At 56.0% G+C, this 16,789-nt stretch carries 15 protein-coding genes; 8 read left to right on the top strand and 7 right to left on the bottom strand.

Annotated elements, in window-relative coordinates:
• Window positions 1-33 precede the first annotated feature (33 nt).
• The 5 genes from RS584_RS06895 to mntR all read right to left on the bottom strand — a co-directional run bounded on the left by RS584_RS06895 (window position 34) and on the right by mntR (window position 5,900).
• Window positions 34-1,557: an efflux transporter outer membrane subunit gene (locus tag RS584_RS06895; protein ID WP_278109392.1), complete on the bottom strand. Its 1,524-nt coding sequence runs from the start codon at window positions 1,555-1,557 to the stop codon at window positions 34-36.
• Complete coding sequence (locus RS584_RS06890) at window positions 1,557-3,128, bottom strand: DHA2 family efflux MFS transporter permease subunit (protein ID WP_015571056.1); 1,572 nt, start codon at window positions 3,126-3,128, stop codon at window positions 1,557-1,559. Before RS584_RS06890 ends, RS584_RS06895 begins: the two co-directional genes overlap by 1 nt.
• A complete protein-coding gene (locus RS584_RS06885) occupies window positions 3,125-4,219 on the bottom strand; it encodes an HlyD family secretion protein (RefSeq protein WP_032653048.1) in 1,095 nt (364 codons plus the stop codon). The genes RS584_RS06890 and RS584_RS06885 overlap by 4 nt, the downstream gene beginning before the upstream one ends.
• 101 nt (window positions 4,220-4,320) lie before the next feature.
• Window positions 4,321-5,430 (bottom strand): anion transporter, encoded by a 1,110-nt coding sequence (locus RS584_RS06880; RefSeq protein WP_159403211.1) that lies wholly within the window; start codon window positions 5,428-5,430, stop codon window positions 4,321-4,323.
• Window positions 5,427-5,900, bottom strand: a complete 474-nt coding sequence (gene mntR / locus RS584_RS06875) for a manganese-binding transcriptional regulator MntR (protein WP_015571059.1) — start codon at window positions 5,898-5,900, stop codon at window positions 5,427-5,429. Before mntR ends, RS584_RS06880 begins: the two co-directional genes overlap by 4 nt.
• 183 nt (window positions 5,901-6,083) lie before the next feature.
• Here mntR and mntS point away from each other — a divergent pair, with 183 nt between their 5' ends.
• On the top strand, window positions 6,084-6,212 hold the full coding sequence (gene mntS, locus RS584_RS06870; protein ID WP_017384915.1) for a manganase accumulation protein MntS: 129 nt from the start codon (window positions 6,084-6,086) through the stop codon (window positions 6,210-6,212).
• A 269-nt stretch (window positions 6,213-6,481) separates the two neighbouring features.
• Complete coding sequence (locus RS584_RS06865; RefSeq protein WP_193041678.1) at window positions 6,482-8,065, top strand: phosphoethanolamine transferase; 1,584 nt, start codon at window positions 6,482-6,484, stop codon at window positions 8,063-8,065.
• Window positions 8,066-8,181: 116 nt separating this feature from the next.
• Here the strand turns inward: RS584_RS06865 and ompX are convergent, their stop codons facing one another.
• Window positions 8,182-8,700 (bottom strand): outer membrane protein OmpX, encoded by a 519-nt coding sequence (ompX, locus tag RS584_RS06860; RefSeq protein WP_003858450.1) that lies wholly within the window; start codon window positions 8,698-8,700, stop codon window positions 8,182-8,184.
• A gap of 354 nt (window positions 8,701-9,054) precedes the next feature.
• On the opposite strand from ompX, the gene rhtA reads away from it, so the two are divergent.
• The 6 genes from rhtA to ybiO all read left to right on the top strand — a co-directional run bounded on the left by rhtA (window position 9,055) and on the right by ybiO (window position 15,652).
• Entirely contained in the window at window positions 9,055-9,942 is an 888-nt protein-coding gene (rhtA, locus tag RS584_RS06855; RefSeq protein ID WP_017384917.1) for a threonine/homoserine exporter RhtA, read from the top strand.
• Window positions 9,943-10,240: 298 nt separating this feature from the next.
• Entirely contained in the window at window positions 10,241-10,744 is a 504-nt protein-coding gene (dps, locus tag RS584_RS06850; RefSeq protein ID WP_000100801.1) for a DNA starvation/stationary phase protection protein Dps, read from the top strand.
• 361 nt (window positions 10,745-11,105) lie between these two features.
• Window positions 11,106-11,849 carry a glutamine ABC transporter substrate-binding protein GlnH gene (gene glnH, locus RS584_RS06845; protein WP_003858455.1) on the top strand — a complete coding sequence of 248 codons (744 nt, stop codon included), beginning with the start codon at window positions 11,106-11,108 and terminating at the stop codon, window positions 11,847-11,849.
• Window positions 11,850-11,942: 93 nt separating this feature from the next.
• Window positions 11,943-12,602: a glutamine ABC transporter permease GlnP gene (gene glnP / locus RS584_RS06840; protein WP_003858462.1), complete on the top strand. Its 660-nt coding sequence runs from the start codon at window positions 11,943-11,945 to the stop codon at window positions 12,600-12,602.
• Window positions 12,599-13,321 carry a glutamine ABC transporter ATP-binding protein GlnQ gene (gene glnQ, locus RS584_RS06835; RefSeq protein ID WP_006809503.1) on the top strand — a complete coding sequence of 241 codons (723 nt, stop codon included), beginning with the start codon at window positions 12,599-12,601 and terminating at the stop codon, window positions 13,319-13,321. Before glnP ends, glnQ begins: the two co-directional genes overlap by 4 nt.
• 120 nt (window positions 13,322-13,441) lie before the next feature.
• A complete protein-coding gene (ybiO, locus tag RS584_RS06830; protein WP_315749929.1) occupies window positions 13,442-15,652 on the top strand; it encodes a mechanosensitive channel protein in 2,211 nt (736 codons plus the stop codon).
• Between the two features lie 45 nt (window positions 15,653-15,697).
• Here ybiO and rlmF read toward each other — a convergent pair whose 3' ends face one another.
• Complete coding sequence (rlmF, locus tag RS584_RS06825) at window positions 15,698-16,609, bottom strand: 23S rRNA (adenine(1618)-N(6))-methyltransferase RlmF (RefSeq protein ID WP_032647782.1); 912 nt, start codon at window positions 16,607-16,609, stop codon at window positions 15,698-15,700.
• Between the last annotated feature and the right edge of the window lie 180 nt (window positions 16,610-16,789).

Here is a 16,789-nt window from a genome sequence, read left to right as displayed (position 1 = left end):
GTTCCTGTCCGTTTCTTGCCCAATCCTCTGAATCTATCCGCGCGGGGCGTCGCCAAAGACGCTGTAGTCTGGCAACCGCACCTGCTGATATGGCTCCCAGCCGCCGCCGAGGGCTTTGTAGAGCGCCACCAGATCAAGCGCGCTCTGCACCTGCGCCTGCGCCCGCTGCTGTTCGGCCTGAGCGAGCTGACGCTGGGCGTCCAGCACGTCAATAAAGCTGGCGATCCCCTGCCGGTAGCTGTCGCTGGCGAGATCAAAGGCGTTTTGCAGCGCGTCGATGGTTTTCGCCAGGCCCGCTTCACGCTGCTGGTCGGTGCGATAGCTCACCAGCGCGTTTTCAACGTCGCCGAGCGCCGTCAGTACCGTCTGGCGATAGTCCAGCACTGCCGCCCCCTGCTGCGCGCGCGCCACCTTGACGCTGGAGACCAGCCGACCGCCCTGGAAAATCGGTATGGAAACCTGCGGGCCAAAGCTGTAGAAGTGGCTGCTCCAGTCGGTCAGCCAGTTAGATTCACTGTTGCGCAGGCCAAACTGTCCGGAGAGGGTAAAGCTCGGGAACAGCTCTGCCACCGAGACGCCAATCTGCGCCGTGGCGGCATGGAGATTCGCCTCGGCTTCGCGCACGTCCGGGCGACGGCGGGCCAGCGTCGACGGAATACCGGTCTGCACAATATCTGGCAGGGCAGGCATCGGCTGCACGGATTGCAGTTCGGCATCCAGCGCGCCCGGCGGTTTGCCGAGCAGGATCGCCAGCCCGTTCATCGCCTGGCGTTCCTGCGCCTGATACTGCGGCAGCTGCGCTTCAAGATTGCCCAGCTGCGCCCGGGCATTTTCCACGTCCATCTGCGGCGACAGCCCGCCCCGCTGGCGGCTTTCGGTCAGATCCAGCGTCTGCTGCGCGCTTTCAATTTGCGTATTAAGCGTGGCAATGATGCTCTGCGCCCCACACAGCTGTAGCCACGCCCGCGCCACTTCGGCTTCCAGCGAGACCAGCGCATCGTTACGCTGTTCGATCGCCGCCCGCTGCTGCGCCTCGGCCGCTTCTACCTGACGGCGCACCTTGCCCCACAGGTCGATTTCCCACTGGGCGTCGAAGCTGCCCTGATAGAGATTAATCGGCTGCGTCAGCGGGCCTAACGCGCCCCGCAGTTCAGGATCGACATTATTCAACTGGTCATACACGCCGTGGGATTTCAGCTCCCCTTCCAGCCCAAGCTGCTGGCGCGTCGCCTGCACATTGCCATTCACCGACGGGAAAAACGCCCCACCGGCCTGGTTAATCTGTTCGCGCGCGCCGGCAATGCGTAATACCGTTTGCTGTAGCGTCAGATTCCCGGCGATGGCGCGTTCAATCAGGCTGTCGAGCTGCGGCGAGCCGAAGGTTTTCCACCAGCGCGGGTTAGTGGCCGCGGAGGAAGTTTGCGATTTCACCGCGCTGTCGCCCTTATCGTTCCAGTGCGTGGTGGCGGGCGGTGCTGGCTGTTGGTAGTCCGGCCCGACGGCGCAGCCCACCAGCAGCATCATTATCATCAGGGGGTGTAAACGTCTGTGTATCATCAGTGTGCTCCTGCACTCCCCTCGCTCTTAACCGGCGAGAGCAACAAACAAAACGGAATCAGTAATAGGGCCACCGCGCTCAGAATGGTGAATACGTCGATGTAGGCCAGAAAGCGCGACTGCTCGATCATCGTCTGGTACATCCGCCCGGTGGCAATGCCGGTCGGATCGCCCACCTGAGTGGTGAAGTTCTGGATAGCCTGGGCGCTTTCGCGAATCGCCAGCTGGAACTGCTCGTTAAACGGCGAAGCGTGGTAAGCCAGATGCGCGCTGTGCGCCTGCGAGCGCTCGGTGATCGCCGCCGTCGAGAGCGAAATCCCAATCGAGCCGGCCACGTTGCGGAACATGGTAAACAGCGCCGCCGCGTCGGCATTGAGCCGCCTCGGGATCGAGATAAAGGCGATGGTGGTCAGCGGCACAAACAGGAACCCCAGCCCTATCGACTGCGCGCTGCGGAACAGCACCAGCGTTTCGAAGTCGATATCCGGCGTCAGCGTGCGGGACCAGAAGAACGACACCGCCAGGCAGGTAAAGCCGAACGCGATGATCCAGCGCGTCTGCACCACCGGCATCAGCTTCAGCACCAGCGGGATGGTCAGCACAATCAGCACCGCGCCGGGCGAGAGCACCAGCCCGGACCAGGTGGCGGTATAGCCCAAATCCTGCTGCGCCAGCTGCGGAATAACCACCGAACTGCCGTACAGGATCATCGCCATCCCCGCCATCAGCAGGCTGGAGATCGCAAAGTTGCGGTCCTTCATACAGTGCAGATCCACCACCGGCTTTCTGGCATACATCAGCCAGTAGATCGCGCCGATAATGCCGACCAGCGTCAGTACTGCGAAGGTGCGGATAAAGTTCGAATAGAACCAGTCATCATCTTCGCCCCGGTCGAGCATCACCTGCAAACAGCCAAGACCGAGGGCGATCAGGCCGATCCCCGTCCAGTCGACGGTGAGCTTCTCTTCCGACTTTTTCTCCCACGGCGGATCTTCCAGCAGCTGATAGATGGCCAGCACCGTCACAATCCCTACCGGGATATTGATAAAGAACACCCAGCGCCAGGAGTAGTTATCGGTGATCCAGCCCCCCAGCGTGGGACCGAGTACCGGCGCGACGATAATGGCAATGGATGAAAGGCCAAAGGCTTTGCCCCTGTCCTCCGGCTTGAAGTAGTCGAGTAGCACCGACTGCTGGGTAGGCTGCAATCCGCCGCCAAAGAACCCCTGCATCACGCGGAACAGGATGATTTGCCATAGCTCGGTGGCGATGCCGCACAGGAACGAGCAGATGGTGAACATCACAATGCAGATCAGAAAGAACTGCTTGCGGCCAAACAGACGGCTCAGAAAGGCCGAGATAGGCAGCACGATGCCGTTCGCCACCAGGTAGCTGGTGAGCACCCAGGTGGATTCGTCATAGCTGGCCGAGAGCGACCCCGCGACGTGGGGCAGCGCCACGTTGACGATGGTGGTGTCCAGAATTTCCATAAACACCGCCAGGGTGACCACAATCGCCACCGCCCACGGGTTACTGGCGGGCTTCCAGTTATCGTGGCTGTGATCCGTCATTCCACGGTGACCTTCGGTTCAACCGACAGCCCCAGCGGCAGCGGCTTATTCGGATCCAGCCCTTTATCAATGACGATTTTCACCGGCACGCGCTGAACGATCTTCACAAAGTTACCGGTGGCGTTTTCCGACGGGAAGGCGGAGAAGCGCGAGCCGCTGCCCTGCTGGATGCTGTCGATATGGCCTTCCAGCTCCATATCCGGCCAGGCATCGACGGACACGGTCACTTTGTCGCCCGGCTTCATGCGCTCAAGCTGCGACTCCTTGAAGTTCGCCACCACCCACACGTTCGGGGAAACCAGCGAGAACAGCGCCGTACCTGCCTGCACCAGCGTACCGGGCTGGACGTTGCGTTTGGTGACAAAACCGTCGAACGGGGCGCGGACTTCGGTATAAGAGAGGTTCAGGTTGGCGGTTTCCAGCTGCGCTCTGGCCTGATCGACCTGCCGTTCGCGGGCTTCGACGTTGGTCTCCTGCTGGCGGATTTGCAGCTGAACCTGCTCCGCCACTTCCAGCTGCGCCTGCGCGCTGGCCAGACCCGCCTGGGCACTCCGCAGTTGAGCGTTCGCGGCATCGATACTTTGTTGCGTGGTCGCGCGCGGGTCAACGCCGCGCTGACGGCGGTACTCCGCCTGCGCATTGGCCATATCCGCCTGGGCTTTCAGTACCTGGGCTTTGGCTTCATCGCGCTGAGCGGGATATTGCACCTTCGAGAGCGCCAGCTGCGCCTGCGCCTGGTGCAACTGCGCAATCGCCAGCCCAAGCTGGGCCTGGGCCTGATCGCGCTGGGCGGTGGTATCACGCGGATCGATCACCACCAGCACATCCCCTTTCTTCACGCGCTGGTTATCCCGCACGCGAAGTTCGGTAACGTAGCCTGCCGTTTTTGGGGCAATGGTCACTACGTCGCCGTCGGTGAAGGCGTCGTCGGTGGTCTCTTCGTTACGGGTTAAAAACCACCAGACCAGCGCTACGATCACCATCACGATGACCACAATGCCAAGGATAATTAACGGTTTTTTGCCCGGGCGCTTGCGCTCGTTATTGTTTTGATCCTGCTCGTCAGCAGGTGGGTTTTGATCTTCTGCCATAGTTCAGCAACGGTCCTGTCAGTGAGCGGCATCACACTATGCCGTTCACTAAAGCTAGGACGTTGCTATACATTTGCCAGGAAAAACTGACAAATTGCGCACTATATGAGAAGGAATAGTCCGAAACCGACCGTCGCTGACCAGAGCAGCATCGGGATTGACCATAAATGGAAGCGCCACCAGATGCGGCGATCGTTGGCCATCCGCAGGGCGATGAGGTTAGCCAGCGAGCCAGGCAGCAACCCAAAGCCGCCGACGTTGACCGCCCACGCCAGCAGTACCGTTGGGGGAACATAGTTAAGCAGCAAAATGGTGGACGGCACGTTACTGATCACCTGCGAGAGACCAATCGCCGTCAGCCATAATCCCGGCTGCGACAGACCGCTGACGCTATGGAGAACGTTCTGCAATACCGGAAGCTGGATCAGGAGATGGACGTCAATAAACATCGCCATAAACACCAGCAGCAGCGTCCAGTCAACGCTCACCAGCACCCGCCGGGCGAGGAACAGGAAGCCGCACGCCACCAGCAGCGCGCCCGCCAGCGCCTGGTTTAACTCCAGAGCGATAAGGAAAACGATATACAGCCCCAGGCAGCTCCAGACGAGACGCGGCTGCCACTGGGGGCCGGTTGTACCGCTGTGGTACTGCAACGATTTATTCGGGAAAGCAAACCAGCCCACCGCCAGCAGCGACGCCACGATCGCCAGCGCCAGCGGCGCCATCTGCCCGGTAAACGCGGTAAACGACAGGCCGGAGCGTCCCCACAGCAGAATGTTCTGCGGGTTACCGATCGGCGTGAGCAGCGAGCCCGCATTGACGGCCAGCGCTTCAAAGATAATCAGACGGGTAACCGGTATTTCGCACAGTTTACGCAGCGTTAGCGTAAGCGGCACCACGATAAAAAGCGCCACGTCATTAGTGAGAAACGTCGACAACAGCGCCGCCGAAAAGACCATAAACAGGGCCAGTTTGCGCTCGGTGGCGAAGCGGCGCACCATTTTGCGCCCCAGCACGTCAAAATAGCCGCTCAGCTCCACGCCTTTGGTGAGCATCATCAAACCGCTCAGAGTAATAATGGTGCGCCAGTCTATGGCCGCCGGCCAGGTGTGCGGCGTGAAGGGTACAAAGACGCTGAGCCCAACGCCAGTGATCAGTAAAAGATGGAAAAAGCGATCGCGTTTCAGGGCCTGCAAGCCGGGGATGTTCATTCAGCGGAGGGACCGTATTTGAGCGTAAACTCGCGGAACTTCAACAGCGTCTCTTCGCTGACGTGGTGTTCCATACCTTCGGCATCCCGACGGGCAATTTCCGGGCTGACGCCCAGCACCAGTAAAAAATTCTCGACGATCTGGTGTCGCTCGCGGCTCTCCTGCGCCAGCTTCTCGCCCTCAGCGGTGAGAAACACCCCGCGCCAGGGGATCATTTCGATCAGCCCGACCGACGCCAGACGTTTTAACATTTTGGCAACGGTTGGCTGCGACACCCCAAGGCGTGCGGCCATATCCACCTGGCGCGCTTCTCCAACCTCACGGATCAGATCAGAGATCAGTTCGACATAATCATCAATCAGCTCCCGGCGGTGCGCCTCACGCACCTGGCGGAAGCCTTCCACATGCTCTTCAACGTTCACCAGTTGCGTCGTTTTTTTTGTTGTTGGCTTACCTGCGCGACGGTTCATTGTGCTTCCTCAATGGGGTTGACGCTTCCAGCGCCCTGTAACGGAGCGCACATTGTAAACCATAGCTCTACAAGCACAAAAAATTAACGAATTAGCCATAGCTATACAATATAGCCTGTGCTATATCTGTATGTAATGCAGTCACCCTTCACGGATCGAAGGGATCATGAATCAGGAGGTCTTATGAATGAATTCAAGAGGTGTATGAACGTGTTTACCCACTCTCCTTTTAAAGTGCGCCTGATGCTGTTGAACATGCTGTGCGATATGTTTAACGCCAAACCGCAGCAGGACGACAATTCTTCCCACTAAGCGGCGTCGCGGTACGCCGCTTCATTTTCCCGTCACACTTACGTTGTAAACTGGCCTGTTCCCGATTATTTTTGCGGATTTGCAGCCCCCTTCGCAAAACATCTGTTTAGCAACTGTTGACCTTAATTCACGCTCGCACTATCTTCTTGCAGCCCTGCACAATTTGCGGCTCGCTGAAGCGGACCTCTCATTCCCTTTCCACGCACTGTCCGGCAGGCTTTGACCCTTGACGCCAGGGTGAGCACATGGCGTTTTCGTGATAGTGATCTATGAACGTAACCCTGATTGATACACTTGTTACCCGCAGCCGGGCCTTAAGCCCGTGGACGGGATTCTATTTTTTGCAATCGCTGTTGATTAACTTTGCTCTTGGCTACCCCTTTAGCCTGCTTTATGCCGTCGGGTTCACCTGTATTCTTCACCTGCTCTGGCGAAGCGCACCGCGCGTGCAGAAAGTGCTTATCGGGATCTGTTCTCTGATTGCTGCCGCCTATTTCCCGTTTGGCCAGGCCTATGGCGCGCCGAACTTTAATACCCTGCTGGCGCTCCACTCCACCAATATGGAAGAGTCCACAGAGATCCTGACGATCTTCCCGTGGTACAACTACGTGGTTGGCCTTTTCATTTTTGCCCTCGGCGTGATTGCGGTTCGCCGTAAGCCCGTCGGGAAAAAGGCATGGGGTAAAATTGAAAGCCTGTGCCTGGCCTTAAGCGTGGTGACGTTTTTTGTTGCACCGGTACAAAATCTGGCCTGGGGCGGCGTGTTTAAGCTTAAAGATACCGGGTATCCGGTGTTTCGCTTCGTCAAAGACGTGGTGGTGAATAACGAGGAAGTGCTCGACGAGCAGGCGCGTATGGCCGAGCTTTCCACCATGAAAGACACCTGGAACGTGCTGGCGGTGAAACCGAAGTATCACACCTACGTGGTGGTGATCGGTGAAAGCGCGCGTCGCGATGCGCTCGGCGCGTTTGGCGGTCACTGGGATAACACGCCGTTTGCCAGCTCCGTTAACGGTACGCTGTTTACCGACTACGTGGCGGCCAGCGGCTCGACGCAGAAATCACTCGGTCTGACGCTCAACCGCGTGGTGGATGGAAAACCGCAGTTTCAGGATAATTTTGTCACCCTGGCCAACCGGGCAGGTTTTCAGACATGGTGGTTCTCTAACCAGGGACAGATCGGCGAGTATGATACCGCCATCGCCAGCATCGCGAAGCGTGCCGACGAGGTACAGTTCCTGAAAAGCGGTGATTTCGAAGCCGATAAAAACACAAAAGATGAAGCGTTGCTAAAAATGACGGCGCAGGTCTTTGCTACTCAGCGCACCCAGCCGCAGCTGATTGTCCTGCACCTTATGGGGTCACACCCGCAGGCATGCGATCGTACCGGGGGAAAATATGCGGAGTTTGTGCAATCCAAAGAGACCTCGTGTTATCTCTACACCATGACGCAAACCGACGATCTGCTCAGCAAGCTGTACGCACAGCTGCGCAACAGCGGCGACAGCTTCTCGATGGTCTATTTCTCTGACCACGGTCTGGCATTTAAGGAGCGCGGTAAACAGGTGCAGTATCTGGCACACGATGACAAGTTCCAGCAAAACTTCCAGGTACCGTTTATGGTGCTGTCGAGTGATGACAAAACGCATCGCATCATCAAAGCGCGCCGTTCCGCGAACGATTTCCTGAAATTCTTCTCACAATGGACGGGGATTAAGGCGAAAGAGATAAAAAATGATTACCCGTTTATCTCCGGGAAGAAGGGCCCGCCAGTTTACATTACCAACTTTAAGTTACAGAAAGTCGACTATAACCATCTTGGGACGGATATTTTCGATATTAAGAGTAAGTAATTTCTGCCGTTTTGTGCGGGCTGATGCCCTCACCCTGGCCCTCTCCCACGGGAAGAGGGTACAAACAAAAAAAATCCGCCACATTGGGCGGATTTTTTACTGGCTCACCGAAGTGATTAGAAGCGGTAACCTACGCCCGCGATCCAGGTGCCAACGTCTACGTTGCGGATACGGCTCTGCTCATAGGAGAAGTCCAGAGCAACGTTTTCGATTGGGTTGAACTGCATACCTGCGCCATAGGAGAAACCATAGTCGCTGTTGCTTGCAGTACGGTTCAGACCCTGGTTTTCGGTCTGCTGGAATTTACCGTAGCCAACACCTACAACACCGTAGATGCTTGCCCAGTCATTCAGGCGGTAAGCAGGACCCGCGGTGATGCCGTAGTACTGACCTTTATTGTAAGAGCCATTTTCAGTACGATCTTTCTCGGTGTAAGTGAAAGAACCGATCACACCCAGCGGGTTGTTGTCTTGCTCGTAACGGTACTTCAGGTTGAAACCGTTGGTTTTGTTCATCACGCCCTGCATATCGCTCTGAGCGTAACCACCGGTTACAGTAGAAGTTGCCGCTACAGCGGTACCTGCGGAAACAGCCAGAACAGCTGCCAGTGCTGAAAGACATGCAATTTTTTTCATAACCACCTCAAATGTGCTTCAAGTAAGTCCGTAAGTTTTAAATATATCAAAAAATTCTGTGAAACTCTTTGTCATTCACGATGTCTAATGCGACCTTTCCTGTAACAGAACATTTCCAGCACCAGCTATCTCGTTCAAATAACTCCAGATTTTCACCTGTAAATGCTAATAGTGCGCGTCATCGCCATTTAGTTCATCCAGATTATTCCTAATCTTTCAGGCGATAAAATCATCAACGTTTTCTCATTTTACGGATTTTCCCTGGATTTTTTTCAACAGTAGCTCAACCGTTGCAGCTTATTTCCATTACACTGCGACTTTTACCTCATTTGACATAAATTGACAGGAGAAAGGATGCCAGGTTTACCTCGTAAATCGTCGGTCTGGATGCCGGTGGCAGTCATACTTATCGCGATGATGTCCATACAAAGCGGCGCGTCGCTGGCAAAATCGCTGTTTCCGCTGGTTGGTGCGCCCGGCGTCACGGCGCTGCGTATCGCATTAGGCACCCTGATCCTCGTGGTTGTCTTTAAACCCTGGCGGCTACGGTTTAAAAAGGAGCAGCGACTGCCTCTGCTTTTTTATGGGCTGGCGCTGGGAGGGATGAACTACATGTTCTATCTCTCTATTCAGACGATCCCGCTGGGGATCGCGGTCGCGCTTGAATTTACCGGCCCGCTGGCGGTTGCCCTCTTCTCTTCTCGTCGTCCGGTAGACTTTATCTGGGTCGTACTGGCCGTGCTGGGGCTATGGTTCCTGCTGCCGCTCGGGCAAAGCGTTTCACAAATCGATCTGACAGGGGCAGCTCTGGCGCTGGGCGCGGGGGCGTGCTGGGCGGTGTATATTCTCACTGGCCAGCGTGCGGGCGAAGAGCACGGCCCCGCGACGGTCGCCTTAGGCTCGCTGATTGCCGCCGTTATCTTTGTCCCGATAGGAATGGCACAAGCGACAGACTCAATATGGCAATGGTCAATCCTGCCGGTTGGGCTGGCGGTTGCCATTCTCTCCACGGCGCTGCCCTACTCTCTGGAGATGATCGCCCTGACGCGCCTGCCCACGCGCATTTTTGGTACGCTCATGAGCATGGAGCCCGCGCTGGCCGCCATCTCAGGAATGATTTTCCTCGGTGAAACCCTGACCCTGGTACAAACGCTGGCGCTCTGTTCCATTATCGCGGCGTCAATGGGCTCCACCCTGACCATGCGTCCGGAACCTAAAGTGGAAAAAATAGACCTCAACTAAGCCTTAAATTCTGCATGGCTAACCCGCCATGCAGAATATACGCCACGTCAGTAGCTCAAATAATTTCTTACAAACTCTCTCATATTGCCAAAATATTTCACCTGCTCGCCTTCCTGGAGAGTGGATTAAGATTGATCTGTATCAATTTAAATAAACCACTTATTTTTCAAACAGTTGATAATACAACCTTCCTTTCGCTATTAAACCGATAGGCAGAGCCAAACCGCAGAGAAAAAATCCGGTGCTATACTTAGTCCCGTAATTACCTGGGACACAAACATCAAGAGGATATGAGATTATGAGTACCGCTAAACTGGTGAAAACGAAAGCGTCTAATCTGCTTTATACCCGTAACGATGTATCGGATAGCGATAAAAAAGCGACCATCGAGTTGCTGAATCGCCAGGTGGTCCAGTTCATCGATCTTTCGCTGATCACCAAACAGGCCCACTGGAATATGCGCGGTGCAAACTTTATTGCCGTTCATGAAATGCTGGATGGCTTCCGCACAGCACTGGTGACTCACCTGGATACCATGGCCGAACGCGCCGTACAGCTGGGTGGCGTGGCACTGGGTACCACACAGGTGATCAACAGCAAAACGCCGCTGAAAAGCTATCCGCTGGATATCCATACCGTTCAGGATCACCTTAAAGAGCTGGCGGATCGTTATGCGATTGTGGCGAACGATGTTCGTAAAGCGATTGGCGAAGCCAAAGATGAAGATACCGCTGATATCTTCACTGCCGCATCACGCGACCTGGATCAGTTCCTGTGGTTCATTGAGTCCAACATCGAATAATCCCTGCGGATTGTCCGAATAACCCTCGCCCCTGGCGGGGGTTTTGCACATTTATGGTGCGCACTTTTGCCCGCAACGGCCGCAAAAGTGAATAAAATGTAATAATCACCTCACACAACCGTTAACGGAAGATTGTTTTTTCGTCAGATTCTGCGCTAAATATCCCCCTGTCAGAAGACCTTAACGAAGCGCACCAAAACGGTGCTCCATTCTGGTGCAACCTGGCAGAATTGCCACGCTTTTTGTGCAATGCGTGACATCATCCCCTTTGCAAAACAACAGCTTGTAAAATTGGCACGATTTTTTCATTGTGCCTCAGGTTCTCGCAGGGGATCGCCCCGTGGATATAAAAGGAAATGCTATGAAGTCTGTATTAAAAGTTTCACTGGCTGCACTTACCCTGGCGTTTGCGGTGTCCTCGCAGGCTGCCGACAAACTGGTTGTGGCGACTGACACGGCGTTCGTACCGTTTGAATTCAAACAGGGTGATAAATACGTTGGTTTTGACGTGGATCTGTGGGCCGCTGTCGCAAAAGAACTCAAACTGGATTACACCCTGAAGCCAATGGATTTCAGCGGCATTATCCCGGCACTGCAAACCAAAAACGTTGACCTGGCGCTGGCAGGCATCACCATTACCGAAGAGCGTAAAAAAGCCATCGACTTCTCTGACGGCTATTACAAAAGCGGCCTGCTGGTGATGGTGAAAGCGGATAACAACGACGTGAAAAGCGTGAAAGATCTCGACGGTAAAGTGGTCGCCGTGAAGAGCGGAACCGGCTCCGTTGATTACGCGAAAGCCAACATCAAAACCAAAGACCTGCGTCAGTTCCCGAACATCGACAACGCTTACATGGAACTGGGCACCAACCGCGCTGACGCGGTGCTGCACGACACGCCTAACATCCTTTACTTCATCAAAACCGCCGGTAATGGCAAGTTCAAAGCGGTAGGTGATTCCCTGGAAGCTCAGCAGTACGGTATTGCGTTCCCGAAAGGCAGCGACGACCTGCGTAACAAAGTTAACGGCGCGCTGAAAACCCTGAAAGAGAACGGCACCTATAACGAAATCTACAAAAAATGGTTCGGTACCGAGCCTAAATAATTTCACCTGACTTCAGGTTTGTAACGCCCGGTGGCGCTTCCGCTTACCGGGCCTACGTTTTTTGTTTTTCACCACGGTATACAGGAATACATCATGCAGTTTGACTGGAGCGCCATCTGGCCTGCCATTCCTCTCTTGCTTGAAGGCGCTAAAATGACCCTGTGGATTTCGGTCCTCGGTCTGGTTGGCGGGTTGATTATCGGTCTGGTGGCCGGTTTCGCCCGCACCTACGGCGGCTGGATTGCAAACCACATCGCACTGGTTTTCATCGAAGTGATCCGCGGCACCCCCATTGTGGTGCAGGTCATGTTCATCTACTTCGCCCTGCCGATGGCCTTCACCGACCTGCGCATCGACCCGTTCAGCGCCGCCGTTGTCACCATCATGATCAACTCCGGCGCCTACATTGCGGAAATTACCCGCGGTGCGGTGCTGTCGATTCATAAAGGCTTCAGCGAAGCCGGCCTGGCGTTAGGTCTTTCCCGTCGCGAAACCATTCGTCACGTGATCCTGCCGCTGGCGCTGCGCCGCATGCTGCCGCCGCTGGGTAACCAGTGGATCATCAGCATTAAAGACACCTCGCTGTTTATTGTTATCGGCGTGGCCGAACTGACCCGTCAGGGCCAGGAGATCATCGCGGGTAACTTCCGCGCTCTGGAAATCTGGAGTGCGGTCGCCGTTGTCTATCTGATTATCACGCTTGTCCTGAGCTTTGTTCTGCGTCGTCTTGAAAGAAGGATGAAAATCCTGTGATTGAATTTAAAAACGTTTCCAAGCACTTTGGCCCAACCCAGGTGCTGCACAATATCGATTTGAACATCAGGCAAGGCGAAGTGGTGGTGATCATCGGGCCGTCCGGTTCCGGTAAATCCACCCTGCTGCGCTGCATTAACAAGCTTGAGGAGATCACCAGCGGCGATTTGATCGTCGATGGTCTGAAGGTCAATGACCCGAAAGTGGATGAGCGCCTGATCCGTCAGGAAGCGGGCATGGTGTTCCAGCAGTTCTACCTGTTCCCGCACCTCACGGCGCTGGAAAACGTGATGTTCGGTCCTCTGCGCGTGCGCGGGGCCAGCAAAGCGGCAGCGGAAGCGCTGGCAAAAGATCTGCTGGCGAAGGTTGGTCTGGCGGAGCGTGCCCACCACTATCCTTCCGAACTGTCCGGCGGCCAGCAGCAGCGCGTGGCCATTGCCCGTGCGCTGGCGGTGAAGCCAAAGATGATGCTGTTTGATGAGCCAACGTCGGCACTCGACCCGGAGCTGCGTCACGAAGTGCTGAAAGTTATGCAGGATCTGGCGGAAGAAGGCATGACGATGGTGATCGTTACCCACGAAATCGGCTTTGCCGAAAAGGTGGCGTCCCGTCTGATCTTCATTGATAAGGGCCGTATCGCGGAAGACGGGAATCCGCAGGCGCTGATTGCGAACCCACCAAGCCAGCGCCTCCAGGAGTTCCTGCAACACGTCTCCTGATAGCCACACACAGAGCCGGGCATGCCCGGCTTTTTTATGCCGGATTGTTCCCAAAAACTCCCCTCCGCTCTCCGCGCTCTATACTTATCATTTTGCACGATATTTTTGTCGGAGGACGCCGTGCCGTGGATCCTGTTGCTACTGTTTAGCCTGTTTAGCGCGCCATCACTTGCTGTAACCCTTCCCGGCGTCACCACCGGAGCCACCGCCACTCAGCAAAATGCGCCGCCAGAGCCAGACGCTGAAAAGAAAAAAGCCGCCTACGGCGCGCTTGCCGACGTGCTTGAGAACGACACGTCCCGACAGGAGTTGATCGATCAGCTGAGGAAAGTGGCCGCCACGCCGCCTCAGGATCCGGTTCCTGCTATTGCGCCGCCGGAAGCCGAAGAAGAAAAAACGGTGCTGGAAAACGTCACCGACATCAGTCGGCGCTACGGGGAAGCCCTGTCGTCGCGTTTTGCCCAGCTCTATCGCAACCTGGTTGGCACCTCACATAAGCCTTTTAATCCTCACACCTTTTCCGCAGCCGCTACCCAATTTGCTATTCTGGCCGGCGCCGTCTTCATTTTTTACTGGCTGTTGCGCCTGTCTGTTTGGCCGCTTTACCGGAAAATGGGCGAGTGGGGGCGCAAAAAGAATCAGCATAAAAGCAGCTGGCTGCATCTTCCGGCAATGATTACCGGGGCGTTTGTCATCGATTTGCTGCTGCTGGCCCTGACGCTGTTTGTCGGCCAGATGCTGGCCGACCGCCTTAATACCGGAAACAAAACCATCGCGTTTCAGCAGGGACTGTTCCTCAATGCGTTTGCCCTGATTGAGTTCTTTAAAGCCCTCCTGCGGTTGATCTTCTGCCCGCGCGTGCCGGACCTTCGCCCCTTCGCCATTTCGGATCAGAGCGCCAAATACTGGGCGGTGCGGCTCAGCGTGCTGAGCGGGTTGATCGGTTATGGCCTGCTGGTTGCCGTGCCGATTATTTCCAACCAGGTTAACGTGCAGTTCGGGGCGCTGGCGAACGTGCTGATCATGCTGTGCATTACCGTCTGGGCGCTGTACCTCATCTTCCACAATAAAAAAGCGATCACCGACAGCCTGCTGCACCTGGCCGATCGCTCCCTCTCCTTTTTCAGCCTCTTTATTCGCGCCTTTGCGCTGGTGTGGCACTGGCTGGCCAGCGCCTATTTTATTGTGCTCTGTTTCTTCTCCCTGTTCGATCCAGGCAATAGCCTGAAATTTATGATGGGGGCGACGTTCAAAAGCCTGGCGATTATCGGCATCGCGGCCTTTGTCTCTGGCCTGCTCTCCCGCTGGCTGTCGAAAACGATCACCCTGTCGCCGCAGGTTCAGCGTAACTACCCGGAACTGCAAAAGCGGGTAAATGGCTGGATGACGGTATCCCTGAAGGTGGCGCGTATTCTGACGGTCTGCGTGGCAATTATGCTGCTGCTGAACGCGTGGGGTCTGTTTGATTTCTGGAACTGGCTGCATAACGGCGCGGGGGAAAAGACCGTTGATATTCTTATTCGTATCGCGCTGATCCTGTTCTTCTCCGCCGTCGGCTGGACGCTGCTGGCAAGCCTTATCGAAAACCGTCTGGTGTCGGATGTCCACGGCAGGCCGCTGCCGAGCGCCCGCGCCCGCACGCTGCTGACCCTGTGCCGCAACGCGCTGGCGGTGATTATCAGCACCATCACCATCATGATTGTGCTGTCGGAAATCGGCGTGAATATCGCCCCGCTGCTGGCGGGTGCCGGTGCCCTGGGGCTGGCGATCTCCTTTGGTTCGCAGACGCTGGTGAAGGATATTATCACCGGCATTTTTATCCAGTTTGAGAACGGGATGAACACCGGGGATCTGGTGACCATCGGACCGCTCACCGGCACGGTGGAGAGGATGTCCATTCGCTCCGTCGGCGTACGTCAGGATACCGGCGCGTACCACATTATTCCGTGGTCATCGATCACCACCTTTGCCAACTTTGTGCGCGGCATTGGTTCGGTGGTGGCGAATTATGATGTCGATCGTCATGAGGATGCAGATAAGGCGAAGCAGGCGCTGCGGGATGCGGTGAGCGAACTGATGGAGATGGAGGATATTCGCGGACTGGTGATTGGTGAACCGTCGTTCGCGGGCATCGTCGGGCTAACGAACACTGCCTTTACCCTGCGCGTGTCGTTCACCACCCAGCCGCTGAAGCAGTGGACGGTGCGCTTCGCCCTCGACAGCATGGTGAAAAAACACTTCGATCTGGCGAACGTGAGAGCGCCGGTGCAGACGTATCAGGTATTATCGCCGCCCGCTTCGCCGCTCCCTCCGCAAGAGCCGACGCTGTAACCGAGCCGGGTGGCGGCTTCGCCTTACCCGGCCTGCGATGGGGGGCTATTTGCGGCGTTTGTTATCGTCCATAAAGGTCCAGGCGATAAAGCGGCTCTGCTTCTGGCCCTGCGCCATCTCTTTTTTGACCACTTTCACCGCGCCGACGTCGGTCAGCGCGCGGTAAAGCGGCGGCAGGTTATCGCCGCGGGAGACCAGCGTGGTAAACCATTTCACCTGACGACCGAAGCCCTTACTCTCGGCAATCATGCGCAAAATAAATGCCACTTCCCCTCCCTCGCACCACAGCTCCTGCTGCTGGCCGCCAAAGTTCAGCGCGCCGTCTTCAGCCTGGCCCAGGTTACGCCGCTTGCGTTCACTTCCCGCACGTGCGGAGGCGGCGGAGTCGTGGAAGGGCGGGTTGCACAGGGTGGCATCATATTGTTCGTTCTTATGAATAATGCCGTTGAAAATAGCAGCGGCATCCTTTTGACGACGCAAACGAACGGCCCGGCTTAACCCCGGGTTAGCGTTGATAATGGCCTGCGCGCTGGCGAAGGCTTCGGCGCCGATCTCGCTGCCGGTAAACCGCCACTGGTACTCATGTGCGCCTATCAGGGGGTAGATCAGGTTCGCGCCCGTACCGATATCAAGCACGGTGGCCTGTTTCGGCACCACGCCGCCATTGTCATCCGCCAGCAGATCGGCAAGATGATGGACATAATCCGCACGTCCTGGCACCGGTGGGCAGAGAAAGCCATCCGGGATGTCCCAGTGCGTAACGCCATAAAAATGGGCCAGCAGCGCTTTGTTCAGCGTCTTAACCGCCAGCGGATCGGCAAAGTTTACCGACGGTTCACCGGCTGGTGTCTGAACAATAAAATCCTGCAATTCCGGGCAGCTCAGGCACAGGGCTTTCATGTCGTAGCGGCTACGGTGGCGGTTACGCGGGTGCAATCCCGGCTTTTGGGAAGTCATGGCATTCTCCTTTAGACAGCCGCGTAAGATACCCTGTGACGGCGCGGGGGTAAATATCTGTCTGCGCTACACAAAAAACCGACGAAAATCAGCAACCTGTATGTCTATGATCTGTCAGCAAATTGTCAGAATTTATCGTTCAAAAAATAAGCAGATCATCATCAAATTTTTGCGCTAAAT

Origin of the sequence: Enterobacter sp. DTU_2021_1002640_1_SI_PRY_ASU_LCPMC_013 (genome assembly GCF_032389435.1) — a bacterium.
GTDB classification, from domain to species: Bacteria; Pseudomonadota; Gammaproteobacteria; order Enterobacterales; family Enterobacteriaceae; genus Enterobacter; species Enterobacter hormaechei_C.
Note: the sequence above shows the minus strand (reverse complement) of the source record. Positions and strands in the feature narration are given on the sequence as shown.